Origin of the sequence: Pigmentiphaga soli, from assembly GCF_039541095.1 — a bacterium.
Lineage (GTDB): Bacteria > Pseudomonadota > Gammaproteobacteria > Burkholderiales > Burkholderiaceae_B > Pigmentiphaga > Pigmentiphaga soli.
Map to the genome: position 1 here is coordinate 70,378 of NZ_BAABFO010000012.1, position 24,589 is coordinate 94,966.

General features: G+C 69.4%; 24 protein-coding genes and 1 tRNA gene. 17 read left to right on the plus strand and 8 right to left on the minus strand.

The genetic code is table 11. The features are described 5' to 3' along the window. Nucleotides 1-21 precede the first annotated feature (21 nt). The 3 genes from opgC to ABD927_RS13720 form a co-directional block, all read right to left on the minus strand. Nucleotides 22-1,299 (minus strand): OpgC domain-containing protein, encoded by a 1,278-nt coding sequence (gene opgC, locus ABD927_RS13710; protein ID WP_345250346.1) that lies wholly within the window; start codon nucleotides 1,297-1,299, stop codon nucleotides 22-24. Between the two features lie 148 nt (nucleotides 1,300-1,447). Beyond that, nucleotides 1,448-2,365 carry a GntR family transcriptional regulator gene (locus ABD927_RS13715; RefSeq protein ID WP_345250348.1) on the minus strand — a complete coding sequence of 306 codons (918 nt, stop codon included), beginning with the start codon at nucleotides 2,363-2,365 and terminating at the stop codon, nucleotides 1,448-1,450. A gap of 16 nt (nucleotides 2,366-2,381) precedes the next feature. Further along, the gene (locus ABD927_RS13720) at nucleotides 2,382-3,455 is read right to left on the minus strand and encodes an isocitrate/isopropylmalate dehydrogenase family protein (RefSeq protein ID WP_345250350.1); all 1,074 of its coding nucleotides are present in this window, start codon (nucleotides 3,453-3,455) and stop codon (nucleotides 2,382-2,384) included. A 216-nt stretch (nucleotides 3,456-3,671) separates the two neighbouring features. Here ABD927_RS13720 and ABD927_RS13725 point away from each other — a divergent pair, with 216 nt between their 5' ends. From ABD927_RS13725 to ABD927_RS13755, 7 genes are all read left to right on the plus strand, one after another. After that, on the plus strand, nucleotides 3,672-4,652 hold the full coding sequence (locus ABD927_RS13725; RefSeq protein WP_345250352.1) for a Bug family tripartite tricarboxylate transporter substrate binding protein: 981 nt from the start codon (nucleotides 3,672-3,674) through the stop codon (nucleotides 4,650-4,652). 6 nt (nucleotides 4,653-4,658) lie between these two features. Beyond that, nucleotides 4,659-5,519: an amidohydrolase family protein gene (locus ABD927_RS13730; RefSeq protein ID WP_345250354.1), complete on the plus strand. Its 861-nt coding sequence runs from the start codon at nucleotides 4,659-4,661 to the stop codon at nucleotides 5,517-5,519. 226 nt (nucleotides 5,520-5,745) lie between these two features. Next, nucleotides 5,746-6,441, plus strand: a complete 696-nt coding sequence (locus ABD927_RS13735) for a response regulator (protein WP_345250356.1) — start codon at nucleotides 5,746-5,748, stop codon at nucleotides 6,439-6,441. Further along, nucleotides 6,432-8,258, plus strand: coding sequence for a sensor histidine kinase (locus ABD927_RS13740; protein ID WP_345250358.1), 1,827 nt, complete (start codon nucleotides 6,432-6,434; stop codon nucleotides 8,256-8,258). The genes ABD927_RS13735 and ABD927_RS13740 overlap by 10 nt, the downstream gene beginning before the upstream one ends. A gap of 132 nt (nucleotides 8,259-8,390) precedes the next feature. Then, nucleotides 8,391-9,644 carry an aspartate kinase gene (locus ABD927_RS13745; protein ID WP_345250360.1) on the plus strand — a complete coding sequence of 418 codons (1,254 nt, stop codon included), beginning with the start codon at nucleotides 8,391-8,393 and terminating at the stop codon, nucleotides 9,642-9,644. 64 nt (nucleotides 9,645-9,708) lie between these two features. Then, nucleotides 9,709-9,800 (plus strand) — tRNA-Ser (locus tag ABD927_RS13750). 203 nt (nucleotides 9,801-10,003) lie between these two features. Next, nucleotides 10,004-10,972, plus strand: a complete 969-nt coding sequence (locus tag ABD927_RS13755; RefSeq protein WP_345250362.1) for a VOC family protein — start codon at nucleotides 10,004-10,006, stop codon at nucleotides 10,970-10,972. A 61-nt stretch (nucleotides 10,973-11,033) separates the two neighbouring features. Here the strand turns inward: ABD927_RS13755 and ABD927_RS13760 are convergent, their stop codons facing one another. Next, nucleotides 11,034-11,987: a LysR substrate-binding domain-containing protein gene (locus ABD927_RS13760; RefSeq protein WP_345250364.1), complete on the minus strand. Its 954-nt coding sequence runs from the start codon at nucleotides 11,985-11,987 to the stop codon at nucleotides 11,034-11,036. A gap of 166 nt (nucleotides 11,988-12,153) precedes the next feature. Between ABD927_RS13760 and ABD927_RS13765 the strand changes: the two genes are divergently transcribed. The 7 genes from ABD927_RS13765 (at nucleotide 12,154) to ABD927_RS13795 (ending at nucleotide 18,148) form a co-directional block, all read left to right on the plus strand. After that, a complete protein-coding gene (locus tag ABD927_RS13765) occupies nucleotides 12,154-12,969 on the plus strand; it encodes an aspartate dehydrogenase (RefSeq protein ID WP_345250366.1) in 816 nt (271 codons plus the stop codon). An 11-nt stretch (nucleotides 12,970-12,980) separates the two neighbouring features. After that, on the plus strand, nucleotides 12,981-13,766 hold the full coding sequence (locus tag ABD927_RS13770) for an SDR family oxidoreductase (RefSeq protein WP_345250368.1): 786 nt from the start codon (nucleotides 12,981-12,983) through the stop codon (nucleotides 13,764-13,766). Between the two features lie 20 nt (nucleotides 13,767-13,786). Then, nucleotides 13,787-14,473, plus strand: coding sequence for an RraA family protein (locus ABD927_RS13775; RefSeq protein WP_345250370.1), 687 nt, complete (start codon nucleotides 13,787-13,789; stop codon nucleotides 14,471-14,473). Nucleotides 14,474-14,637: 164 nt separating this feature from the next. Continuing rightward, nucleotides 14,638-15,663 carry an ABC transporter substrate-binding protein gene (locus ABD927_RS13780; RefSeq protein ID WP_345250372.1) on the plus strand — a complete coding sequence of 342 codons (1,026 nt, stop codon included), beginning with the start codon at nucleotides 14,638-14,640 and terminating at the stop codon, nucleotides 15,661-15,663. A 5-nt stretch (nucleotides 15,664-15,668) separates the two neighbouring features. Then, complete coding sequence (locus ABD927_RS13785) at nucleotides 15,669-16,448, plus strand: ABC transporter ATP-binding protein (protein ID WP_345250374.1); 780 nt, start codon at nucleotides 15,669-15,671, stop codon at nucleotides 16,446-16,448. A 3-nt stretch (nucleotides 16,449-16,451) separates the two neighbouring features. Continuing rightward, nucleotides 16,452-17,282, plus strand: a complete 831-nt coding sequence (locus tag ABD927_RS13790) for an ABC transporter permease (protein WP_345250376.1) — start codon at nucleotides 16,452-16,454, stop codon at nucleotides 17,280-17,282. Between the two features lie 11 nt (nucleotides 17,283-17,293). Next, nucleotides 17,294-18,148 (plus strand): alpha/beta fold hydrolase, encoded by an 855-nt coding sequence (locus ABD927_RS13795; protein ID WP_345250378.1) that lies wholly within the window; start codon nucleotides 17,294-17,296, stop codon nucleotides 18,146-18,148. 10 nt (nucleotides 18,149-18,158) lie between these two features. On the opposite strand, the gene tilS is transcribed toward ABD927_RS13795, so the two are convergent. The 4 genes from tilS to cysS are packed head-to-tail and all read right to left on the minus strand — an operon-like array spanning nucleotide 18,159 to nucleotide 22,597. Continuing rightward, nucleotides 18,159-19,583, minus strand: coding sequence for a tRNA lysidine(34) synthetase TilS (gene tilS / locus ABD927_RS13800; RefSeq protein ID WP_345250380.1), 1,425 nt, complete (start codon nucleotides 19,581-19,583; stop codon nucleotides 18,159-18,161). Further along, a complete protein-coding gene (locus ABD927_RS13805; protein WP_345250382.1) occupies nucleotides 19,552-20,520 on the minus strand; it encodes an acetyl-CoA carboxylase carboxyltransferase subunit alpha in 969 nt (322 codons plus the stop codon). Before ABD927_RS13805 ends, tilS begins: the two co-directional genes overlap by 32 nt. After that, complete coding sequence (locus ABD927_RS13810) at nucleotides 20,520-21,227, minus strand: DNA-3-methyladenine glycosylase family protein (protein ID WP_345250384.1); 708 nt, start codon at nucleotides 21,225-21,227, stop codon at nucleotides 20,520-20,522. Before ABD927_RS13810 ends, ABD927_RS13805 begins: the two co-directional genes overlap by 1 nt. Next, nucleotides 21,224-22,597 carry a cysteine--tRNA ligase gene (gene cysS / locus ABD927_RS13815; protein WP_345250386.1) on the minus strand — a complete coding sequence of 458 codons (1,374 nt, stop codon included), beginning with the start codon at nucleotides 22,595-22,597 and terminating at the stop codon, nucleotides 21,224-21,226. Before cysS ends, ABD927_RS13810 begins: the two co-directional genes overlap by 4 nt. Nucleotides 22,598-22,730: 133 nt before the next feature. Here cysS and ABD927_RS13820 point away from each other — a divergent pair, with 133 nt between their 5' ends. The 3 genes from ABD927_RS13820 to ABD927_RS13830 are packed head-to-tail and all read left to right on the plus strand — an operon-like array spanning nucleotide 22,731 to nucleotide 24,543. Next, nucleotides 22,731-23,486 carry a tetratricopeptide repeat protein gene (locus ABD927_RS13820; protein WP_345250388.1) on the plus strand — a complete coding sequence of 252 codons (756 nt, stop codon included), beginning with the start codon at nucleotides 22,731-22,733 and terminating at the stop codon, nucleotides 23,484-23,486. Further along, nucleotides 23,483-24,046: a peptidylprolyl isomerase gene (locus ABD927_RS13825; protein ID WP_345250390.1), complete on the plus strand. Its 564-nt coding sequence runs from the start codon at nucleotides 23,483-23,485 to the stop codon at nucleotides 24,044-24,046. Before ABD927_RS13820 ends, ABD927_RS13825 begins: the two co-directional genes overlap by 4 nt. After that, nucleotides 24,043-24,543, plus strand: a complete 501-nt coding sequence (locus ABD927_RS13830; RefSeq protein WP_345250392.1) for a peptidylprolyl isomerase — start codon at nucleotides 24,043-24,045, stop codon at nucleotides 24,541-24,543. The genes ABD927_RS13825 and ABD927_RS13830 overlap by 4 nt, the downstream gene beginning before the upstream one ends. The last annotated feature ends 46 nt before the right edge of the window (nucleotides 24,544-24,589 follow it).

Genomic DNA, 24,589 nt, shown 5'->3' on the forward strand with positions numbered 1-24,589 from the left:
CGATCGCGCCGGCCATCGTTCTCAGAGCGGATCGAGCATACCCGAATGCCGCGCGGCGGGGCGCAGGCCGACGCGCTGCGATGCGCTGGCCTGGCTGCTTCCGCCCTGCCGCGGCGGGGTGCGGCACGAGGCCGGCTTGCCGCCGCCGGGCCCGGATTTCACCGACAGCGCGATCCGCGCCACGCCGTGCAGCAGCGCCATGCAGCCGATGAACATGACGGGATCGAGCCACAGCGGCCGGTCGGGCGAGCTGTCGCCCAGCACGGCCAGCGCCAGCAGGACGAGGACCAGGTGGGCGCAGAACACCGGCAGCGAGGCCGAGCCCAGCGTCTGCAACCAGCGCAGGAAGCGCGGCCGCGGCAGGCGGGCCGGCAGCCGCCGGCCGACGTACATCAGCACGATCACCAGGGCGGCGAAATCCAGCAGGCGCAACGGCCCCAGCAGCCATTTGTCGGACAGCCAGTTCAGCGGATTGTCGCCGGCGAACGGCTGGTGGCCGGTCACGTGGCGCCATACCAGCAGCACCGCGGCGATGCCGAACGCGGCCGCGGTCAGGCCGGGCGGCGGCGGGCGGCGTTCGGCGGCCGGCGTGCGCGCATGGCGCGCGCCGAGCCACAGGCCGGCCATCCACAGCAGCTGCCACGCATAGGTTTCGAAAGCGCCCGTTTCGCTGAACGGCACCGACAGCCCGGTGGCGGCGGTCAGCAGGTCGTACAGCGCGCGCGCCATGCCGAACTGGGCGCCGATCCACATCGCCACGCTCAGGCCCAGCATCAGCGTCCAGCCCCGCTGCAGGGCGTAGCCGAGCACCCAGGGGCTCAGCAGCATGAAGATCACGTACACCGGCAGGATGTCGAGCAGCGGCGGGTTGTAGATCAGCAGCAGCGAGGCCCACAGCGCCGTCACAGGCTCCTGCAGGTAGAACCACATCAGCCGCGGCGCTGCCGACTGGTGGAAGGTGAAGCCGAGCGCGGCGATGACGGTGAACAGGAACAGCAGCGACGCGGCCTGGCAGGCGTACAGCACCATGGCGCGGCGCAGGAAGGCGCGCCGCATCGCCGGCACCCCCTGTCGCAGCGCGCGCTGGGTATAGACCATGCCGGCCATGTAGGCCGACAGGAAGACGAAGCCTTCGGCGGCCGACACGAAGCCGAACGGCTCGCTGGCCGGCATCGCGAACCAGGTGGGCAGGTGCGAAGAGGTCATCAGCACCAGCATCAGGCCTCTGAGGGCGTCGAGCTCCCAGCGGCGGCGGGGCGTGGAAATGGCGGCGGGCGCGGGGGCGGCAAGATCGGACATGGGCTGCCTGTACGATGGAGACGGGTTGGCGGGCGCAAACTCATCCGACAGGAAAATCGCCTTCGCGTTCGCGGCAGCTCATCCCGGATGCCGTCCGGGGCCGGCCTCCGCGGCCCCGAACCCGCGGCCCGCGCGCCTTGCGGCCGGATCAGGACGCCGGATCGGCGCCGATCTTGACGATGCGCGCGGTATTGAGGTGCTGGCGCAGGAACTGCGAGGCCTCCATGCGCTCGCCGCGCGCCAGCAGGTCGATCAGCTGCAAATGCTCCTCGCACTGTCGCTGCAGCCGGTCCAGGTCCAGCCGCGTGCCGTATTCCAGGATGCGCCGCATCTGGTTCACGTTGCGCAGCGCATCCAGCACGAAGCGATTGCGCGCGCCGGCCACGACGGTTTCGTGGAAATGACAGCCGGCCTCGAACAGCTTGGCCGGCGTGCATCGTTCGAGGCCGCCCTGCAGCAGTTCGTTCTGCTCGCGCCGGCAGCGCTCCAGTTCGGCGGCATCGACGGCATAGCCGGGCTCCAGGATGGCGGCCGGTTCGAACATCATGCGGAAACGGTAGCTTTCGCGGTGCGATTCCGGGTCGGACAGCAATGGCCGGAAGGCCCAGCCACGGCCCGGCTTGCGGTCGACCACGCCGTCGCGGGCGAGCTGGTTCAGCACGCGCTGGATCGGCTGGCGGCCCAGGCCGTAGCGCGCCATCAATTCGGTTTCGGTCACCTCGGCGGGCAGCCGGCCGCCGATGCGGTCGTTGGCCACGCGCAGATACATTTCCTGTTCGGCGCCGGAGGCGCCCGACAGGTCGAGCACCGCCAGCTCGCCGGGGGGCATCGAAATCTGGAACCCCCGACGGGGGCTGGACCGCACCGCCCCGGACCGCTCCAGCAGGCGCAGAGCCTTGCGCACCGGGGAACGCGAAACGCCCAGGCTGTCGCACAGCGACTGTTCGGTCAGCCGGTGGCCGACCGGCAGTTCGCGGCGGCGCGCGATCTCCAGGATGCGCGCCGCCAGCTGCGGGATCAGCGGGCTGACGCCGGTTACGGCCTCGGGATGCTGCCAGCGCTCCACCGTGCCGCCGACCGCATCAAGCCGTGGCTACCGCGTTGGCCACGGCCGCGGCGAAAGCCTTGCAGCCGATATTGCCGCCGACGTCGGGCGTGCGCGTCTGCGGGTTGGCCAGCACCTTGTCGACGGCCGATTCGATGGCCGCCGCGGCGCGCGCCAGCGTGTCGTCGGCGTGCTTGACGCCCAGCCAGTGCACCAGCATCGCCACCGACAGGATCATCGAGGTCGGGTTCGCCTTGTCCAGGCCGGCCAGGGTGGGCGCCGAGCCGTGCTGGGCCTGGGCGCAGCAGAGGTCGTCGCTGGCCATGACCGAGCCGGCCAGGCCCAGGCTGCCCGACAGTTCGCTGCACAGGTCCGACAGGATGTCGCCGTAGAAATTGGTCGCCACCAGCACGTCGAAGCGCTCGGGCTCCTTCACCAGGTGGGCGGTGGCGGCGTCGACCAGCAGGTCGTCGAGCGCGACCTCGGGGAAGTCCTTGGCCACGTGGCGCACGGCCTCCAGGAACAGGCCGTCGGTCATGTGGAAGCTGTTCACCTTGTGGATGGCGGTGACCTTGCGGCGGCGGGTCATCGCCAGCTCGAAGGCGCGGCGCGCGATCCGCTCGCTGCAGAAGCGGGTGATCTTGCGCAGCGACAGCGCCATGTCGGGGCTGGGCATCACCTCGCCCCAGCCGCGCGTCATGTTGCGGTCGGCGTAGAAGCCTTCGGTGGCCTCGCGCATGATGACCAGATCCATCGTGCGGCCTTCGCGCATATTGGTGGGCAGGAAGGGCCGCGTGCGGGCCGGGCGCACGTTGGCGTACAGGTCGAGCCCGACGCGGAAGGCGGCCGACACGTTGCGGCCGCCCTGCTCCGGCGGCGGGTAGTCGGAATGCGACTGCGGGCCGAGGATCACGCCGTCGTAGCCCTTCGCGCGTTCCAGGACTTCCGGGCGGATCGTGATGCCGTACTTGTGCAGGCTGGTGAAGCCGAGGTCTTCGTAGTCGAATTCCGCCGCGAAGCCGAACCGCGCGGCGGCAGCCTTCAGCACGTCGACCGAGGCGGCCACGATTTCGGGCCCGATGCCGTCGCAGGGCAGGACAATGAATTTCATTCAGATCTCCAGGGAAGGAACGCGCGCCGCCGGCGGCGGCCGCTTCGTCGCGGGATTGTATTTTGGCATAAGCAAGATCTCTTTGAGCGCCTGCTTTCCCGCCCAGGGTTGACCCTTATTGTATCTTGTAATCAATAGGTACAATCTGGCGCGAATCTTGCGCGGCCCCCGGCCGCCTTCGCGACCATAACCATCACACGACTGGACGAGACAATCATGCTTCCTTTGCTCCGCCGGCCCCTGGCGGCCGCCGCGGCGGCCTGCGTCCTGCTGCCCGCCTGGGCGCAGGCCCAGCAGCCCGCCTATCCCAACAAACCCGTCCGTCTGGTGGTGCCGTTCGCGCCCGGCGGCCCCAACGACGTCCTGGCCCGGGTGCTGGCCCAGAAACTGTCGACCGACACCGGCCAGTCGTTCGTGGTCGAGAACAAGGCCGGCGCCGGCGGCATCATCGGCACCGACGCGGTGGCCAAGGCCGCGCCCGACGGCTACGTGCTGTGCTTCATCAGCGCCCCGTTCACGATGAGCCCGGCGCTGCAGGCCGACATGCCCTACGACACCGAGCGCGACCTGGTCGCCGTCACCAAGGTGGCCGAGTCGCCGATGGTGATGATGGTGCCGTCGACCTCCCGCTTCTCCACGGCGCAAGAGCTGATCGATTACGCGCGCAAGAACCCCGAGAAAATCACCTACGGCAGCGGCGGCGTCGGCAGTACGCCGCACCTGACCACCGAATGGCTGGGCGCGCTGACCGGCGCCAAGTTCCTGCACGTGCCGTACAAGGGCGGCGGCGAGTCGATCAAGGCGCTGATGGCCGGCGAGGTAGACCTGCTGATCGACAGCATCACCAGCACCGCCGGGGCCTTCGCCTCCGGCCGCATCAAAGGCCTGGGCGTGGGCCAGGCGCAGCGCGCGCCGCAGCTGCCCAGCGTGCCGACCTTCGCCGAGGCCGGACTGAAAGACTTCTCGGTCACCCATTGGGTCGGGGTGGTGGCGCCCGCCAAGACGCCGGCGCCGGTGCTGGCGGCGCTGCATGCGGAGATCCTGAAGGCGCTCAAGAGCGACGAGGTGACCAAGAAATTCGCGGAAATCGGCGCGCATCCGGTGGGCGATTCGCCGCAGGCCTTCGGCGGCTTCATCCACGACGAACTGGTGCGCTGGAAAGCCGTGGTCAAGCAGGCCGGCATCCAGCCGCAGTAGGCCGCGATGCGTCTCACGCTCTGCGACAGCCACGTCCACGTTTTCGATCCCGGCCGCTTTCCGTACGCGCCGCAGCGCCGTTTCACCCCCGGGCCGGCCGGGGTGGGCGCACTGCGCGCCCACCTGGCGCGGATCGGCGCGGCGCGGGTGGTGCTGGTGCAGCCCAGCGTATACGGCACCGACCACGCCTGCCTGCTGGATGCCCTGGCGCAGCTGGGCCCCACGGCGCGCGGCGTGGGCGTGCTGGCGCCCGACACTTCTCCCGTCGTGGTCGACGCGCTGGACCGGGCCGGCGTGCGAGGCGCCCGGCTGAACCTGGCGGTGGACGGCGACCGCGACATCGGCCGCGCCCGGCGGCGAATCGCCGGGATCGACGCCATCATCCCGGACCGCTGGCACGTGCAGCTGCATGCCGCGCCCGAGGTGCTGGCCGGCCTGGCCGACGACATCGCCGCCTGCGGACGGCATTTCGTGGCCGACCATTTCGCGCTGGCGACGGCCGCCCAGGGCCCCGACACTCCGGCCTGGGCCCGGCTGCTGCCGCTGGCGGCCGCGGGCCGGCTCACCGTCAAGCTGTCGGCGCCCTACCTCGGCTCGGCGCGGCCGGCGCCCTACCTCGACATGAAACCCTTCGTGCTCCGGCTGGCGCGCGCCAATCCCGGCGCCATCGTCTGGGGCTCGAACTGGCCCCATACCCAGGGCACCGGCCGCAAGCCGGACGACGATCCCGGACGGATAGAGCCGTTCCGCACGGAAAACGACGGCGCCTGGCTGGCCGTGTGCGAGGCATGGCTGCAGGCCGCCGGGCTGGCGCCCGACCGCCTGGACCGCAACGCGCAGGCGCTGTACGGATTCGGCCCGGGCTGAAACGCCATGCCGGGCGCTGCGCCGCCGCCGGAAATGCCGCCAGCGGCAAGATGGTTGGCATGCGGAAATACGGATCTTTGTGTTAACTTTCGCAAGATCTGACAAACTTTGAAGCACGCCGCTCACGAGCAGGTTAGCGCTTGCGGATACCATGAAAAAGGTATTGGCCGCACGGCCCCCACGTGCCAAAGTCGCTCCACTTCAATCACGCGGAAAAAAGCCCGGCATGGAAGCGAGCGACGGGTCGGACGGCGGCGTGCGCCAGGACGCGCCCTGCCGGGTGCTGCTCGTCGAGGACGACGAGCCGCTGCGCGACCGCTTCGCGCGCATCCTCGCGGGCTGGCCGGGCGGCAGCCTGGTCGCCGCCTGCGCCACGCTGGCCGACGCGCTGCAACACCTGCAGCGGGAGCCGATCGACCTGCTCATTACCGACCTGCGCCTGCCCGACGGCCACGGCACGCAGGCCATCCGTACCCTGCGCTCGCTGAACCCCGACGCCGACGCGATGGTGATCTCGGTGCTGGCCGACGACAGGACGGTGATCGACGCCATCGAGGCCGGCGCCGCCGGCTACCTGCTCAAGGACGCCGACTCGATCGAGCTGATCGAGGCCATCGAGGAACTGCGCGCCGGCCGCTCGCCCATCTCGTCGTCCATCGCCCGCGTCATCGTGCGGCGCCTGAACACCTCGGCCGCCGGCACGCCGCCGCGCGCGCCGCTGGCCCAGGCGCTGACCCCGCGCGAAACCCAGATCCTGTGGGGCATCGCCAAGGGCTTCACCTACGCCGAACTGGCCGAGCAGCTCGGCATCTCGCGCCAGACCGTGCCGGTGCACGTGAAGAATATCTATCGCAAGCTGGAGGCCAATAATCGTTCGGAGGCGGTGTTCGAGGCATCGCGCCTGGGACTCATATGGCTTTGAGGCGGTACGCCGCCTGGACGGTATTGGGAATCCTGCTGGCCGTGGCCGCCAGCCTGCCGATGTGGCTGCGACTGCCGGAACCCCGGGGCGCGCTGGCCATCGGCACCGTCGCCTGCATCCGCGGCTGCGACGCGCGCGGGCCGGTGCAGCTGCCGCTGGCCGAGGAAAGACGCGGCGGCCGCGCCGAATACCGCCTCGCCTTCTCCCTTGCCGCCCTGCCCGACGAGCCGCTCTACCTGTTCATTCCCATGCTCAACCAGCGCGCGATCGTATCGCTGGCGGGCCGCCAGATCGCCGACACCGGCACCCGCACGCTGATGATCGGCGTGACCTCGGGCATGGCGGCCCTGGTCCCGCTGCCGGCCAATGCGCTGCGGCGCGGCGTCAACACGATCGACGTCGCGCTGCTGGCCTCGGGCGCGGCGCGCGGCTACCTGTCGCGGCTGTACGTCGGCACCGCCGGGCAGGTCGCCACGCCCTACCGCCTGCAATTGTTCCTGCTCGAACACGTGCGCCTGATGGCGCTGGCGGCGCAGCTGCTGATCACCTTCGCGGTGCTGGTGGCGTGGATCTACCGGCCGCGCGAAGCCTTGTTCGGCTGGATGTTCCTGCTGCTGGCGGTGTCGCTGCTGGGCTACGCCGGGCTGGTGGCCGAGCTGAACCCGACGCTGCGCACGCTGCCGCCCTATGCGTTCACGATGGCCACCGCGGCCGCGTTCATCCTGCAGATCATCGCCCTGCTGGTCAACGGCTCGCGCGTGCCGCGCTGGCTCAAGACCTGCGCCTGGGCGGTGCCGCTGGCCTGCACGCTGTTCGCGTTGTCGGGCGTCGTGGCAGCGCACCGGGTGGGGCTATGGGTGGGGTTTCCGGTGCTGCTGCTGGGCCTGCTGTCGGCCATCGGCATCTCGGCCTGGGGCGCACTGGCCAAGGGCGTGAAGGAAGCCTGGCTGCTGCTGGTGCCGCTGCTGCTGCTGGCCGTGGCGCTGCTGCACGACGGCGCCATCCTGGCCATGTGGACCGACGGCCCGGTGTACCTCGGCATCTATTACCGCCAGGCGCTGACGGTCGGCATCGCGATCGTGCTGGCGCGCCGGCTGGGCCTGAGCATGATGCAGCTGGACGAGGCCAACGCCCACCTGAAGCGGCGCCTGGCCGAGCGCGAGGCCGAGCTCGGCCGGCTGCACGAGGAAGAACGCAAGGAAGCCGCGCAGCGCGTGCGCAGCGAAGAGCGGCAGCGGCTGACGGCCGACCTGCACGACGGCCTGAGCGGCCACCTGGCCTCCATCATCGCGCTGGCCGAGCGCGAACGCTCGACCTCGATCGAACGTTCGGCGCGCGAGGCGCTGGACGACCTGCGCGCGGTGATCCATTCGCTGGACATCGGCGACCGCGAGCTGACCGTCGCGCTGTCGGGATTTCGCGAACGGCTGGAACGACAGCTCAAGCGGGTCGGCATCGCGCTGCACTGGTCCATGGCGCGCCTGCCGGAGATCTCCGGCGTGACGCCGGCGCATGCGCTGAACGTGCTGCGCATCATGCAGGAGGCCATCACCAATGCCGCCCGCCACGGCCCGGCCACCCGCATCCAGGTACAAGGCCGGCCGGGCCCCGCCGGCCAGGCCGTGATCACCATCCAGAACGACGGCACGCCGTTCTGCCACGGCTGCGGATCCGGGCTGGAAAACATGCGGCGGCGCGCCGCCGTGCTGGGGGGCGCGATCCAGGTGGAAGCGCTGGAGACCGGCACGCTGGTAACCCTGGTGCTGCCGGGGCGATTGCCGGCCCCGCTGGGCGAGGAAGCGGCGCGGACGGCCTAGGCGCCGCGGGGCATGTCATTTGGCGTAGCCTGCCCTGCTAGGCTATCATCATGGGTTGACTTTCCACCAGCCCCAGCGGCGCTTGCGGCCCCTTTTGCCCGCCGTGCAGCCCGGCAGAAACCTCATTTCATCATGGCTCTTATCGTTCACAAGTATGGCGGCACGTCGATGGGCTCGATCGAGCGCATCAAGAATGTCGCCCGCCGCGTCGCCAAGTGGCGCGCGGCCGGCCACCAGATCGTGGTGGTCCCGTCCGCCATGTCGGGCGAAACCAACCGCCTGATCGGGCTGGCCAGGGAACTGCAGGAACAGCCCGACCCGCGCGAACTGGATATGATCGCCGCCACTGGCGAGCAGGTCAGCGTGGGGCTGCTGGCGATGGCGCTGAAAGCCATCGGGGTCGACGCGCGCAGCTACGCGGGCTGGCAGGTGCCGGTGCGCACCGATTCGTCCTATACCAAGGCCCGCATCAGCTCGATCGACGACCAGCGCATCCGCGCCGATCTCGACGCCGGGCGGGTGGTCATCGTGGCGGGCTTCCAGGGCGTGGACGACGCCGGCAACATCACCACGCTGGGCCGCGGCGGCTCCGACACCTCGGCGGTGGCCGTGGCGGCGGCGCTGAACGCGGCCGAATGCCTGATCTACACCGACGTCGACGGCGTCTACACCACCGATCCGCGCGTGGTGCCCGAGGCGCGCCGGCTGAGCGTGATCTCGTTCGAGGAAATGCTCGAGATGGCGTCGCTGGGCTCCAAGGTGCTGCAGATCCGCTCGGTGGAATTCGCCGGCAAGTACCGCGTGCCGACCCGCGTGCTGTCGTCGCTGACCGACCCGCTGATTGCGCTCGACGAAGAGATGAAGTCGGGCACCCTGATCACTTTTGAGGAAGACGAAAAAATGGAATCCGCCGTTGTGTCCGGCATCGCGTTCAGCCGGGACGAAGCCAAGATCACCGTCCTGGCCGTGCCGGACAAGCCCGGCATCGCCTATTCCATCCTCGGCCCGGTCGCCGCCGCCAACATCGACGTCGACATGATCGTGCAGAACCAGTCGGTGGCGGGCACCACCGACTTCTCGTTCACCGTGCACCGCAACGAGTTCCAGAAGGCGCTCGACGTGCTCAACGGCCAGGTGCTGCCGGCCGTGGGCGGGCGCGAGGTGGTGGCCGACAACAAGGTCTGCAAGGTGTCGATCGTCGGCATCGGCATGCGCTCGCACGTGGGCGTGGCCAGCCTGATGTTCAAGACGCTGTCGGAAGAAGGCATCAACATCCAGATGATCAGCACCAGCGAGATCAAGACGTCCGTGATCGTCGACGACAAATACATGGAACTGGCGGTGCGGGCGCTGCACAAGGCCTTCGGGCTGGACCAGGCCGCGTAGCCGGCAGGACGTCGAGGTTTCGCTAGGGAAACCGCTCGAGCATGCTATACTGCGCAGCTCTTTCGGAGACGTGCCCGAGTGGCCGAAGGGGCTCCCCTGCTAAGGGAGTATGCGGCTAAAACTGCATCGTGGGTTCGAATCCCACCGTCTCCGCCAAAGAAAACAAAGCCCTTGGATATCCAAGGGCTTTTTTTCTGCCGGCGACGATTGAGTTTTGTTCATGCATGGCGGGACGATAAATCGTTTGTCCGCGCCGCCGGCCCCGCCCTACATTGCCCTCAAGATCATCGTCCCCGTTCTCCGCGTCGCGGCCAGGCCGCGGCCACCGGGCGCAGGGGACATCCACAGGAGGGGAAAAGGTGGGAAAAGCAGAAAGCAGCCTCGAAGCGCGGTTCTTCCGGCCGCGCCGCCTCGGCCACGTCAATCTGTTCGTCAGCAGCTATGAACGCGCATCCGAGTTCTACCAGACGGTGGTGGGCTTCGAGGAGGTATATCGCCAGCCGGACAACCGCGCCAGCTTCGTCAGTAACGGCAACACCTATCACGACCTGGGGCTGACCGACGTGACCAGCCATTACGCGCCCGCCGGCCAGAAGCCCGGCCTGAACCACATCGCCTTCGAACTGGAGACCGAGGCCGACCTGGTGAGCGGCTACAGGCAGTCGGTCGAGGCCGGCGTCGAGTACTACTCGATCCAGGACCACGACGTGGCCCACTCGCTGTACAAGTTCGACCCCGAGGGCAATGCGGTCGAGATCTACGCCGACGTCGTGACCGACTGGCGCGCCGCCCGCCACGGCGTATTCGAGAAGGTCAAGCCCGAATGGATTCCGGGCGTGACCAACGTGCCCAGCACGCAGCGCCACTATCCGCAGGATCCGCCGATCCGCGTGGTGCCCAGCTCCATATTCCGCGCCCGCCGCGTGACGCACGCCGCCTTCGTCGCCAAGGACTTCGAGAAAATGTTCGACTACTACACCCAGGTGGTCGGCCTGTCTCCCTATGCCGGCGGCCGCGACCAGGACGGCGCGGTCCTGGCCGGCACCTTCGGCACCGTGAGCCTGTCCCTCGTGCGCGCCACGCCCGGCGCCCAGCCGGGCCTGCACCACGTGGGCATCGAGGTCAAGGACGAGAGCGAGCTGGACCGCGCCCTGGGACTGCTGCCCGCTGCCGGCATCGCGGTGGAACAGGACGTCGACCACCCTGCCCGCCGCGCCGTCACCATCCAGGATCCCGACGGCATCCGGCTGCAGTTCTACGTCAACCGGCAATGGACGCCGGAAACGCTATCGGGAGTGGGCGCCGGACAGGCCCGGTACCTGCTGTAGCCACGGGCGGGCGGCCGCGCCCGGCCGGTTGCCCGCTGCCCGTCCTTGCCACGGGCGGGCTTCATACACAGGCCTGCACCTCGCCGGCCTGCTCCTGGATCCAGTCGCAGAAGGCGGCGCACTGCGGATCCTGCACGCGGTCGCTGCGCATCAACAGATAATAGGACCCGGCGCTGGGCGTCGTGCAACGGATCGGCGCGACCAGGCCGCCGCCGATCCCGGACAGCAGCACGCCGGGAATCAGCGCCACGCCCTGCCCCTTGCGGGCCGCCTCGATGGCCATGAAGAAGTGCCCGTATTCCGCCCGCTCGCCGCGCTCCGGCTCCTGCAGGCCGTACAGGGCGAGCCAGTCCGGCCAGGCGCGCGCCCGGCTCGCTGTATGGATCAGGGGATAGCGCAGCAGGTCGCGCGGCTCGCGGATCTCGTGGCCGGGCTCGGGCAGGCCGGGGGAAAGCACCGGCACCAGGACGTCGTCGAACAGCGGCTCGGCATGCACGCCGCGCCAGTTCGTGACCATCTCAAGATCGATGCGCGGCAGGCGCGCCTCGTAGCTCTTGCCCGGCAGCGGGCCCACGCGGATGGCCACGTCGGCCTCGTTCGATTGCAGGTCGACGGCGCGGATGGAGGTCAGCACCCGGGTGTCGATGTGCGGGTAGCGCTGCGAAAAGCCCACCAGGCGGGACATGAGCCAGAACGACGCGATCGACGGCAGCGCGCTGATGGTCAGCACCACGTGCTGGCTCTGCCGCGTCCGGAAACCGGCGGTGGCGCGTTCCACGTAGTCGAGCGCGTACTGGACTTCGCGCAGATAGGCCTCGCCGGCGGCGGTGAGTTCGACCTGCCGCGTGAGCCGCAGGAACAGCCGGGTGCCCAGGTATTCCTCGAGCCCGCGGATCTGGCGGCTGATGGCGCCCTGCGTGACGTGCAGCTCTTCGGCCGCGGCGGAAAAGCTTCCCAGCCTGCCTGCCGCCTCGAAGGCGCTCAGGGCCGCCATGGAAGGTAAGGCGCGGCGCATTCGGGCTCATCCTCCCTGCATGAGGACCCTTGAGTTTATCTCATGCATAGGGGCCATTCAAATCGTTTGTCCGACCTTTCATGCCGGCCCTACAGTGGGTACCGGATGCCGCCCGAGACGCGGCGCCGCACGAGCGATCGGCATGAAAACTTGGAAAAGGACTGATATGGCAGTTGCTTCTGAATCGCGCGTGGCCATCGCCGGCCTGGGGGCCGTCGGCAAGGTCATCGCACGGGAATTGGACAAGGGCATACCCGGCCTGGCGCTGGCCGCGGTATCGGCCCGCAACGTCGCCAGGGCGACGGATTTCGTTCAGCAGCTCAGCCATGCCGTCCCCGTCGTGGCGCTGGAGGAACTGGCCGGGCTGGCGGACATCGTGGTGGAATGCGCGCCGCCGGAATTGCTGCCGCGGATCGCCCTGCCCGTGCTGCAGGCGGGCAAGAAGCTGGTGGTGCTGTCGGTGGGCGCACTGCTGGCGCATCCCGGGCTGCGCGAAACCGCCATCGAATACGGCGGCTCGATCCTGGTGCCGACCGGCGCGCTGATCGGGCTGGACGCGGTCGCCGCCGCGGCCGAGGGCACCATCCATTCGGTGCGCATGACCACCCGCAAGCCGCTGCGTGGCCTGGCCGGCGCGCCCTACCTGGAGGAGAACGGCATCGACGTGGCCAGCATCACCACCCCCACCAGGATCTTTTCCGGCACGGCGCGCGAGGCGGCCAGGGGCTTTCCCGCCAACCTGAACGTCTCGGTCGCGCTGTCCCTGGCCGGGATCGGGCCGGACCGGACCATGCTCGAGGTGTGGGCCGACCCGACGGTGACCCGCAACACGCATCGGATCGAGGTCGACGCCGATACGGCCAGCTTCAACATGACCATCGAAAACATACCGTCCGAGAATCCCAAGACGGGCCTGATCACGGCGCGCAGCGCGGTGGCGCTGCTGCGCAAGCTGTCGGCGCCGCTCAAGGTCGGCACCTGAGGAGAACCGGCATGGACCTGGGCATCGCAAACAAGGTGGCGCTGGTCACCGGCGCCGGCGGCGGGCTGGGCGGCGCCATCGCCCGCGCGCTGGCCGCAGAAGGGGCGCACGTGGTGGTCGCCGACATCCACGAGGCCGCCGCGGCCGGCACCGTGCAGGCCATCGTCGAACAGGGCGGCCAGGCCAGCCCCCTGCTCATGGACCTGGGCCGGCTGGACGAGCTGCCCGGCCACGTGCAGGCCATCCAGGCGCGCCTGGGCGGCGTGGACATCCTGGTCAACAATTCCGGCGGCCCGCCGCCTTCGCCGATCGCCGGCGTGCCGCGCGCGTCGTGGGAAACGCATTTCCGCGGCATGGTGCTGAGCCTGATGCAGCTGGCCGACCTGGTGCTGCCGGGGATGCGCGAGCGCGGCTGGGGCCGCATCATCACCAGCACCTCGTCCGGCGTGGTGGCGCCCATTCCCAACCTGGGCGTATCCAACGCCTTGCGGCTGGCGCTGGTGGGCTGGTCCAAGACGCTGGCGCGCGAGGTGGCGGCCGACGGCGTGACCGTCAACGTCGTCCTGCCGGGCCGCATCGCCACCGCCCGCATCCGGCAACTGGACGAGGCGCGCGCCGCGCGCGAAAACAAGACCGTGGAGCAGGTCGCGCGCGAAAGCACTGGCACCATACCGATGGGCCGCTACGGGCAGGTTCAGGAATACGGCGACGTGGTGGCCTTCCTGGCCAGCGCGCGGGCCTCTTACCTGACCGGCTCGGTCGTCCGCGTGGACGGCGGGCTCATCCCCAGCATCTGAAACAACGGGAACACGACGATATGGCGAACGACTTCACCCCCGAACAACGCAAGCGCATCCGCGAACGCTATCTGCGCGTGGATACCTCCAACGTCGCGGACGTGCTCGACACCCTGGGCTACCTGGACCAGGGCCTGTCGCCGGACTTCCGGCCCTACCCGCGCGAGGCCGGCCAGCTCGCCGGCTGGGCCTACACCGTGCGCGGCCAGATGACGCCCTACGAACTGGGCGGCGACGCCGACAAGATGCAGGCCTGCCAGGGGCTGTCGGAGGGCGAGATCAGCGTGTGGAGCGGCGACGGCCAGGGCATCTGCTACTTCGGCGAACTGATCGCCATCGGCATGAAGGAGCGCGGCTGCCTGGGCGCGCTGGTGGACGGCGGGGTGCGCGACGTGCGCTGGATCGGCGCGCAGAAGTTCCCCGTCTACGCCCGCTACCGCACGCCGGTGCAATCCATCGGCCGCTGGAAGGTGAATGCCTGGCAGATTCCGGTCTACCTGCGCGGCGCCACCACGCCGCTGGTGCGGGTGCGGCCCGGCGATTTCATTCTGGGCGACGACGATGGCGTCATCGTGATTCCGTTCGAGATCGTGGAGCGGGTGCTGGACGAGGCCGAGGGCCTGACGCAAAAGGAAGTCCAGATCCGCGCCAGGCTGCAGGAGGGCCTGACCCTGGCCCAGGCGCTGGAGCAATTCGGGCATGTGTAGGCCCCCCTGCGCGCTTCGCGCGCCCCCCAGGGGGCGATGAGGGCGGACCGGCGGAGCCGGATCCGCCGCATCCTGGAGGGCGGGAGTGGCATGCGGGGCGGTATTGAATCTCAAGGCGCGCAAACAAGTAGACGCGCCACGATCTGGAAACCTCTGGAGGAGTTATGGCAAACAGCAGATATCGCAGCTACGCCGGGCGGCTGGGCCGCACGATCATCGCATCCATCGCCGGCGCCGTGGCGATCGCCGCCTCGGCCGCCGCGCACGCGGACGAGAAGGTGACCGTCCGCCTGGACTTCTCGCCGCTGGGCTTTCACGCGGCCATGCATCTGGCGCGGGAGAAAGGCTGGTTCCGGCGCGAGGGCCTGGACGTCACCATCCAGGACGGCAGCGGCTCGCTCAACACCATGCAGCTGGTGGCGGCCGGGCAGGCCGACATCGGCCAGGTCCAGCTCGGCCTGCTGGTGCCGGCGCGCGCGAAGAAAGTGCCGCTGAAGTCGTTCGCCGGCTACCTGCGCGGTTCGGACCTGGCCGTGATGGTGCCGCGCGATTCCAGCATCAATACCCTGGCCGACCTCAAGGGCAAGAAGATCCTGTGCTTCTCGGCCAGCCCGTGGGCGCCCTTCATCGACAGCTTCCTGGCCAAGGCAGGGCTGGACCGCAAGTCGGTGAACATCACCATGGTCTCGCCCACGGCCATGGCCGGGCTCTACAGCTCGGGCGAAGCGGACGGCTTCATGTCGGTCGCCCCGCACCAGGTGCCGCTGCTGGAGAGCACGCGGCCGTCCAAGACCATACGCATGGCCGACTATGGCCTGCACTTCCCCAGCTACGGCCTGGTCGCCACCGAAGCGACCCTGAAGAACCGCAGCGACATGCTGCGCAAGTTCAACAAGGTGCAGATCGAAACCTGGGAATACATCTGGAACGGCCACGAGGACGAAGCCGTGCAGGCGCTCATCAAGCAGCGGCCCGGCATGAACCTGGACCCGGTCACCCTCAAGGCCCAGCTCGAAATGAACAAGCCCCTGTTCTACACCGAGAACACCAAGGACAAGCGCATCGGCTGGCAATCGGCGGAGGACTGGAAGGCGGCGCTCAAATCCATGCGCGAGGCCGGCATGGACATCGGCAGCGCCCGGCCCGAAGACTACTACACCAACGATCTGATGCCCGCGACGAAGGGGTGAGCCCGATGACCAGCGCGTATCTGAACATCTCCGGCTTCACCAAGACCTACGCCTCGCCGCGCGGCAACGTGCTGGCCCTGGAGCGCATCGACCTGGACATCGAGCAAGGCCAGTTCGTCAGCATCCTGGGCCCCAGCGGCTGCGGCAAGAGCACGCTGCTCAAATGCATCGCCGGCCTGGAGGCGGGCACCGGCGGGCAGATCCTGCTCGACGGCGCCTTGCTGGACGGGCCGCCGGACGGGCTGGGCATGGTCTTCCAGCGCGACCTGCTGGTCGACTGGCGGACCATACTCGAGAACGTCATGCTGACCGCGGAATTCATGCGGCTGGACCCGAAAACGGCCCGCCAGGATGCCCTGCGCCTGCTGGAGCTGTTCGGCCTGGCCGGTTTCGAGAACCACCGACCCTGGGAGCTGTCCGGCGGCATGCGCCAGCGCGCCGCCATCTGCCGGGCCCTGGTGGGCGACCCCAGGCTGCTGCTGATGGACGAGCCCTTCGGCGCGCTGGACGCCATGACGCGCGACGAGCTGAACCTGGAGCTGCAGCGCATCTGGCTGCAATCGAAGAAGACCCTGCTGTTCGTGACGCACAGCATCCAGGAGGCGGTGTTCCTGTCCGACCGCGTGGTGGTCATGTCGCGCAACCCGGCGCGCGTGATCGAGGACGTGACGATAGACCTGCCGCGCCCGCGGACGCTGGCCACGCGCGGCTCGCCGGAGTTCGCGCGCTACGTGGGCGAGCTGCTGGCGCTGTTCAAGCGCGTGGGCATATTCAAGGGAGACTGAGCCATGTTGAGAATCTGGCGGGCAACCGAAGCGGCGCGCACCTTCCTGGTCGTGGTGCTGGGCATCTTGCTCCTGTGGGAAATCTGCGTGCATGTGCTGCACATGCCGGAGTTCCTGGTTCCCTCCCCTTCCGTCGTGCTGCACGAGCTGATCGACAAGCCGGATTTCTACCTGGCCAATTCGATGGCGACGCTGTGGATCTCGCTGGCCGGCTTTGCCGTGTCGGCGGCGGCCGGGCTGGTCTTGTCGGTGGCCATCATCCGCTCGATCTGGCTCGAACGCACCCTGTACACCTTGCTGGTGGGCCTCAACAGCCTGCCCAAGGTGGCGCTGGCGCCGCTGTTCGTGATCTGGTTCGGCACCGGCGGCGCCTCCAAGATCGCGGTGGTCATCACGATCGCGATCTTCCCCATCGTCATCGGCACCGTGCTGGGGCTGCGTTCCATCGACCCCGAGCTGGTCAACATGGCCCGCGCCGTGCGCGCGTCCCAGCGGCACATCCTGTGGAAGCTGCGCTTTCCGCAGGCGCTTCCCAGCCTGCTGTCCGGCATGAAGGTCAGCATCTCGCTGGCGCTGGTGGGGACGGTGGTGGGCGAGTTCATCGCCGGCAACAACGGCCTGGGCAGCACCATCCTGGCGGCGCAGGGCGCCTTCGACACGACGCAGGTCTTCGTCTGCATCGTGCTGCTTGGCGTGCTGGGCGCCGTGCTGTTCTACGCCATCGACCTGGCCGAGCGTTTCCTGATTCCGTGGCATCCCTCGCACCGCGAGAAGATGCGGCGGGCGGCGGCGCCGCAGCGCGCCGGCGGCGCCGCCACCACGGCCACCGTCTGAGGCGCGCCGCCATGATCGCCTACCCCTGTTCCGCGCAAGGCCTGTCCACCCGCGTGCTGGAGGCCGGCGCGGGCCCCGCCGTGGTCTTCGTGCATGGCCTGGGCGCGCGCGCCGACCGCTGGCGCCACAACCTCGACGCCGTCGCGGCGGCCGGCTACCGTTGCGTGGCGATGGACCTGCCCGGCCACGGCTTCGCCGCCAAGTCCGGCGATTTTCCCTTCAGCGTGCCCGCCTGCGCCAGCTGGCTGGCCGCCCTGCTCGACACGCTCGACATCGGCCCCTGCGCGCTGGTGGGCACCTCGCTGGGCGGCTACATCTCGGCCGCGATCGCCTGCGCGCAGCCGGCGCGCGTCCGGGCGCTGGCGCTGGTCGGCACCATAGGCATCACCTCCATGGGCGGGGAAGCCCGGGCCGCGATCGCCGCGCGCTTCGGCACCGTCAGCCGCGAGGGCATCGAACGCAAGCTCAACGCGGTGCTGTTCGACCGGAGCCTGGTCACGCCGGCATGGATAGAGGAAGAGTGGCGCATCAACAATTCGCCCGGCGCCCAGGCGGCCTTCGCCCGCATCGCGCAATACATCGCCGATGGCATCGACGACGACGTGGTGGGCGAGCGCCTGGCCGGCCTCGGCGCCGGCGCGCCGCCCATCGCCGTCATCTGGGGCCGCGAAGACCGGGCGGTGCCGGTGGAAGTGGGCCACCGCGCCCGCGACCTGCTGCGGCCGGCCGTGTACGAAGAGATTCCCTGCGCCGGGCACGGGCCCTACCTGGAAAACCCTGCGGCGTTCAACGACATTCTGCTGCGCTTCCTGCGTTCATCCGGCGGCCATCCGCCCGCGGCGGGCGGCCCGCGGCCCGCGCGGTGATCCGCCGCGGCTAGCGATAGCCCGTCGCCCCCGGCTGGTCGGCGCGCCATTCCAACGCCACGCCCGGCTCGCTCTGCGGCGTGCGGGCGTCGATGCCGAGGCCGGCGGCGAACACCAGCTCCTGGCCGCTGTACAACAGCGGCAGGCGGTCGCGTTCCCAACTGGGGATGCCGCGTTCCTGGTACAGGTTCTTCAGGCTGCGGCTGGGGGCCTGCGGGGCGAGCTTCAGGCGTTCGCGGCCGCGGCGGCGGCGCAGCGCGAGCGAGGCGGCGCGCAGCCATTGCGGGTCCACGCCGTGCGGCGCCTCGGTGAAGACCAGCGCGCCGGACAGCGCCTCGATGCGCAGCGAAGGCTCGCCGCGCCAGCGCAGCGGGATCGGCGCGTCGACGACTGCCGGCGGCCCTGACACGCCATGGTCGGCCACCAGCCAGTCGCGGTAGCGGCGCAGCCGGGTGGCGCCGTGCTGCATCAGGATCTGGCGGTCGCCGCCGGCCGCCTGCAATTGGCGGCGCAGTTCCTGCAGCCGGGTCTCGGTCGGCATCGCCAGGCCGTGGCTGGCGATCCACTGGCGCAGCACCATCATCTGGCGCGGCGCGGGCAGCGCCAGCAGGCGGCTGACGCGCAGGCTGTTGTCGAACGACAGCTGGTTTTCCTGCACCGCCGCCAGGTCGGCCTCGGCCAGGCCGCGCAGCACGGCCGCCGATTCGCCGGCCAGCCGCGCAAAGCGTTCGAGGGTGGCGCGGTAGCCGGGCCAGTGGCGCTCGATGGCGGGCAGCACGTCGTTGCGCAGCGCGCCGCGCGCGAAACGCGGGTCGAGATTGCTCGGGTCGCGCACCGCGTCGAAGCCGTGCGCCGGCCCCCAGGCCTCGATGAAATCCAGGATCTGGCGGCGATCGACGCGCAGCCACGGCCGCAGGTAGACGATGCCGTCGCGCAGCGCCATCGGCGCCATCGCCGCCATGCCTTCGATGCCGGCGCCGCGCAGCAGGCGCAGCATGACGGTTTCGGCCTGGTCGTCGCGGTGATGGGCGAGCAGGATGTGGTCGAGGCCGGCGCTGCGCGCCATCTGCGCCAGCGCGGCATAGCGCGCGCTGCGGGCGGCGGCTTCGAGGCCGGCCGGGTCGTCGAGTTCGACGTCGACGCGCTGGTGGGAGAACGGCAGGCCCAGGTGCTGCGCGAGTTGCGCCGCCTGCTCGGCCCAGGCGTCGGCGGCGCCGTGCAGGCCGTGGTGGACGTGGAACAGGTGCAGCGTCAGGCCGCGGGCCTTGGCGCGTTCGGCCGCCAGCACCGCCAGGGCCGAGGAGTCGGGCCCGCCGCTGACCGCCACGGCGAGCGCGCGCACCGCCAGCGGCAGGCCGTCGAATGTTTCGTCGAGCGCCTGGCCTGGCGGCGATGCCAGCCCGTCAGGACTGGACCGTCTCCTTGAATCGTCCATAAGCCATGATGCGCTCGAGGCGCCGTTCCAGCAATTCCGGCGCCTTCATGCCCTGGAACTGGCGCAGGGCATCGGCCAGCGCGCGGCGCAGCAATTGCGCCATGAGCTTGGGGTCGCGATGCGCGCCGCCGACCGGCTCGCTGACGATCTTGTCGATCAGGCCCAGGGCCTTGAGCCGGTGCGCGGTGATGCCGAGCACTTCGGCCGCGTCGGGCGCCTTTTCCTGGCTGCGCCAGAGGATGGAGGCGCAGCCCTCGGGCGAGATGACCGAATAGGTGGCGTACTGCAGCATCAGCACGGTGTCGGCCACCGCGATCGCCAGCGCGCCGCCGGAGCCGCCTTCGCCGATGATGGTGGCGATGATCGGCACCTTCAGCTCGGCCATCGCGTACAGGTTGTGCCCGATGGCCTCGGACTGGCCGCGCGCCTCGGCGTCGATGCCCGGATAGGCGCCCGGCGTGTCGACGAAGGTGAACACCGGCAGATCGAATTTTTCGGCGGTGCGCATCAGGCGCAGCGCCTTGCGGTAGCCTTCGGGCCTGGGCATGCCGAAGTTGCGCAGCGCGCGTTCCTTGGTGTCGCGGCCCTTCTGGTGGCCGATCACCATGCAGGGCGTGCCGTTGAAGCGCGCCAGCCCGCCCACGATGGAGCGGTCGTCGGCGAACATGCGGTCGCCGTGCAGCTCGTGGAAATCGGTGAAGATCTCGCGCACGTAGTCGAGCGTGTACGGCCGCTGCGGGTGGCGCGCCACCAGCGCCGTCTGCCACGGCGTCAGCTTGGCGTAGATGTCTTTGGCCAGCGTCTGGCTCTTCTGCTGCAGCCGGCTGATCTCTTCCGAGATGTCGACCGCGGAATCGGCCTGCACGAAGCGCAGTTCCTCGATCTTGCCTTCGAGTTCGGCCAGGGGTTGTTCGAATTCGAGAAAAGCGTTGCGCATCAATACTCCACGGGTACGGGGTCGAGGCTGCGCCACAGATACCAGGTGGCCACGGTGCACCACGGCCGCCAGGCCTGCGCGACCTCGCGCGCCTCGAAACGTGAAACCGGTTCGCCGCTGAAATAGTGCAGCGAAATGGCTCGCAGCAGGCCGACGTCGTCCAGCGGGAGGACGTCGGGCCGCCGCAGATTAAAGATCAGGAACATCTCGGCTGTCCAGCGGCCGATGCCGCGGATCGCCGTCAGCTCGGCGATGACCGCCTCGTCTTCCATCGCCGCCCACTGGCGCGGATGCACGCGGCGCCCCTGGAAATGGCCGGCCAGGTCGAGCAGGTATTCGGCCTTGCGCTGCGACAGCCCGGCCGTGCGCAGCCCGTCGCGGCCGGCCTTGAGCACCGACGACGGCGTGGGGCGCCGGCTGCAGACGCCCAGGCAGCGCTGCCAGACCGAGTCGGCCGCCTTGACCGAGATCTGCTGGCCGACGATGGCCCGCGCCAGCGTGACGAACGGGTCGCCGCGCGTGAGCAGATGGACTTCGGGATGCTGCGGGATGATTTTCTTCAGGATGCGGTCGCGCTTGAGCAGGTGGGCCACCGCGGCATCCCAGTAGGCGGGCTTGCCGTCGGCGCCGGCCGCGCCCGCGCCGGAGCCGGGCGTGGCGGGCGCCACCGGAAGCTGCGCGCCGTCGAGGGGAACGCCCGCCGTCATGCGCGCCGCCACACGGTAACGCCGCCCGGCTTGTCTTCCAGCACGATGCCTTCGGCCAGCAGTTCGGCCCGCAGGCGGTCGGCCTCGGCGAAGTTGCGGTCCTTCTTGGCCTGGGCGCGGCGGGCGATGCGCGCCTCGATGCCGGCTTCGTCCTGCCCGGCGCCGCCTTGCAGGAAGGCGCGCGGATCCTGCTGCAAGAGGCCCAGCAGGCCGCCCAGGGCCTTCAGCTGGCCGGCCGCGCGCGCCGAGCCGCCGCGGTTGGCCTCGGCGGCCAGGTCGAACAGCACGGCGATCGCCTCGGGAGTGTTGAAATCGTCGTCCATCGCCGCCTTGAAGGCCTGGCCGGAAGCATCGTTCCAGTCGGCGCCTAGCGCGTCGGGAGCGGCGTTGGCCAGCGCCGTGTACAGGCGGCCCAGCGCGGCGCGCGCGTCTTCCAGGTTCTCGCGCGCGTAGTTCTGCGGGCTGCGGTAGTGGCTGCGCACGATGAAAAAGCGCAGCACCTCGGCGTCGTAGTGCTTGAGCGTGTCGCGGATGGTGAAGAAGTTGCCGAGCGACTTCGACATTTTCTCGGCATCGACCATCAGCGGGCCGCAATGCATCCAGACGTTGGCGAAGGTGCCGCCGTAGGCGCCCTCGCTTTGCGCGATTTCGTTCTCGTGGTGCGGGAATTTGAGATCGGGGCCGCCGCCGTGGATGTCGAGCGGCATGCCCAGCAGTTCGGTGCTCATGGCCGAGCACTCGATGTGCCAGCCCGGCCGGCCCAGGCCGTAGGGGGATTCCCATTTGGACTCGGGCGGCTCTTCCGGCTTGGCGGCCTTCCACAGCACGAAATCGAGCGGGTCGCGCTTGGCGGCGTCGACCTTGACCCGTTCGCCGGCCCGCAGGTCGTCCAGCGACTTGCCCGACAGCTTGCCGTAGCCGGGGAACTGGCGCACGGAAAAATTCACGTCGCCGTCGGCGCCCCGGTAGGCCAGGCCCTTGCGTTCGAGCAGGCCGACGATGTCGAGCATGCGCGGGATGTGGCGCGTGGCGCGCGGTTCCAGATCGGGCGGCTGCACGCCCAGCGCCTTTTCGTCCTGATGCATGGCATCGATGAAGAACTCGGTGACCTGCGACAGGGTCTGACCGTTTTCGACCGCGCGGCGGATGATCTTGTCGTCGATGTCGGTGATGTTGCGCACGTAGGTGACGTCGTAGCCGCTGGCCCGCAGCCAGCGCTGCACCACGTCGAAACCGACCAGCATGCGCGCGTGGCCGAGGTGGCAATAGTCGTACACCGTCATGCCGCAGACGTACATGCGCACCCGTCCCGGCTCGACCGGCTGGAAGGGTTGTTTGGCACGGGCCAGCGTATTGTAGATTTGGAGCATGAGTGTCGGGCGGCGGAAAAAACGTCAAGCCCCGGCTGGTAGGCGCACCGCCGGGGCTAAAATCGGACTGGATTATATCAACCACCGGGCGCGGCGCCCCGCGCGCGCCCCGGCAGAACATAGGCAGAACCCATTGGCCATCATAGTCGCAAGCCCGCGCGCCGCGCGCCCCGGACGACAGGCCCGCGCCGCGGCGGGCCGGCGCCCGCTGCGGCCGGTCTTGGCCGCCGCGCTGGGGCTGGCGCCGGCGGCCGGCGGCGCGCAGGCGCAAACGCAAACCGCCACCCCGCCGCCGCTGCTCGGCCCCGACGTTTCCGGCGACACCGGCCCGCCCTGGCTGAACCACCTGCTGGACGCGCTCAAGCCATCGATCGACACCCGCCTGCCCGAAAGCATCCGCGCCACCTATGCGCGGCTCGAAGGCCAGATCGCCGACGGCCACGCGGCCGACGCGCTGGCCGAGATCGACCGCCGCCTGGACGATGACAAGCGCCGCAGCCCGGAAACCACCGACGTGCAGCTGCTTTTCCTGAAGGCCTACGCGCTCGACCGCCTGGGCCGCCGCGAAGAGGCCAAGGCGCTGTACCGGCAGATGACGGAGCGCTTCCCCGAGCTGCCCGAACCGTGGAACAATCTGGCCGCGCTGGAAGCGGCCGACGGCCGGCTGGACGAGGCCAAGACCGCGCTCGACATGGCGGTGCGGACCGACCCCGGCTACACGGCGGCGCGCGAAAACCTCGGCGACTTGTATATGATGCTGGCGGCGCGCTCTTACGGCGAGGCCGGCAAGCTCGATCCGAACGCTGCCGGCGCGCGCGAGAAGCGCGAAGGCATCAAATCCCTGCTCGAGGCCCCCGGGGCGTCGGGCACCGACCGGAACCCCCGATGAAACGCTTTCTGTTCGCCGCCGCGCTGTCCGCCGCCACGCTGGGCGCGGCCCACGCCGGCCCCCAGGTGGCCCTGAGCACGTCCCAGGGCCGCATCGTGCTCGACCTCGACGACAAGGCCGCGCCGCAAACGGTGGCCAATTTCCTGCAATACGTGCGCGACGGCCAGTACAACGGCACGATCTTCCACCGCGTGATCGACGGCTTCATGATCCAGGGCGGCGGCTTCACCCCCGACATGCGCGAGAAGCCCACCCGCGCGCCGATCCGCAACGAGGCCGCCAACGGGCTGAAAAATACCCGCTATACCATCGCCATGGCCCGCACGTCGGATCCGAATTCGGCCACGGCGCAGTTCTTCATCAATGTCAGCGACAACGCCTTTCTCGACTACCGCAATCCTACCGTCGCCGGTATCGGCTACGCGGTATTCGGCAAGGTGACCCAGGGCACCGACGTGGTCGACAGGATCAAGGCCGCGCCCACCGCCGACCGGGGGCCATTCCAGAACGTCCCCGTGCAACCCATCGTGATAGAAAAAGCAGAGGTCATCCAACCATGAGCACGCGCGTCAACCTGCATACCAGCCAAGGGCTGATCGGCCTGGAACTCGACGCCGAGAAGGCGCCCAAGACGGTCGAGAACTTCCTCGGCTATGTCCGCTCCGGGCACTACGACAACACGGTGTTCCACCGCGTCATCAACGGCTTCATGATCCAGGGCGGAGGCTTCGAGCCCGGCATGGCGCAGAAGCCCACCGGCCAGGCGATCGAGAACGAGGCCGGCAACGGCCTGAAGAACGACCGCTACACGATCGCGATGGCGCGCACCAGCGCCCCGCACTCGGCCACCGCGCAGTTCTTCATCAACGTTTCCGACAACGATTTCCTGAACTTCAGCTCGCCCACGCCGCAGGGCTGGGGCTATGCGGTGTTCGGCAAAGTCGTCGAAGGCGCCGACGTGGTCGACAAGATCAAGGGCGTGAAGACCGGCAGCCGCGCGGGGCATCAGGATGTTCCCGTAGAAGACGTCGTCATCACCAAGGCCGAAGTGGTGTAATAGGCCCATCGGCCTTACCTCGGGGCGCGCGAGCGCCCCGCTTCAT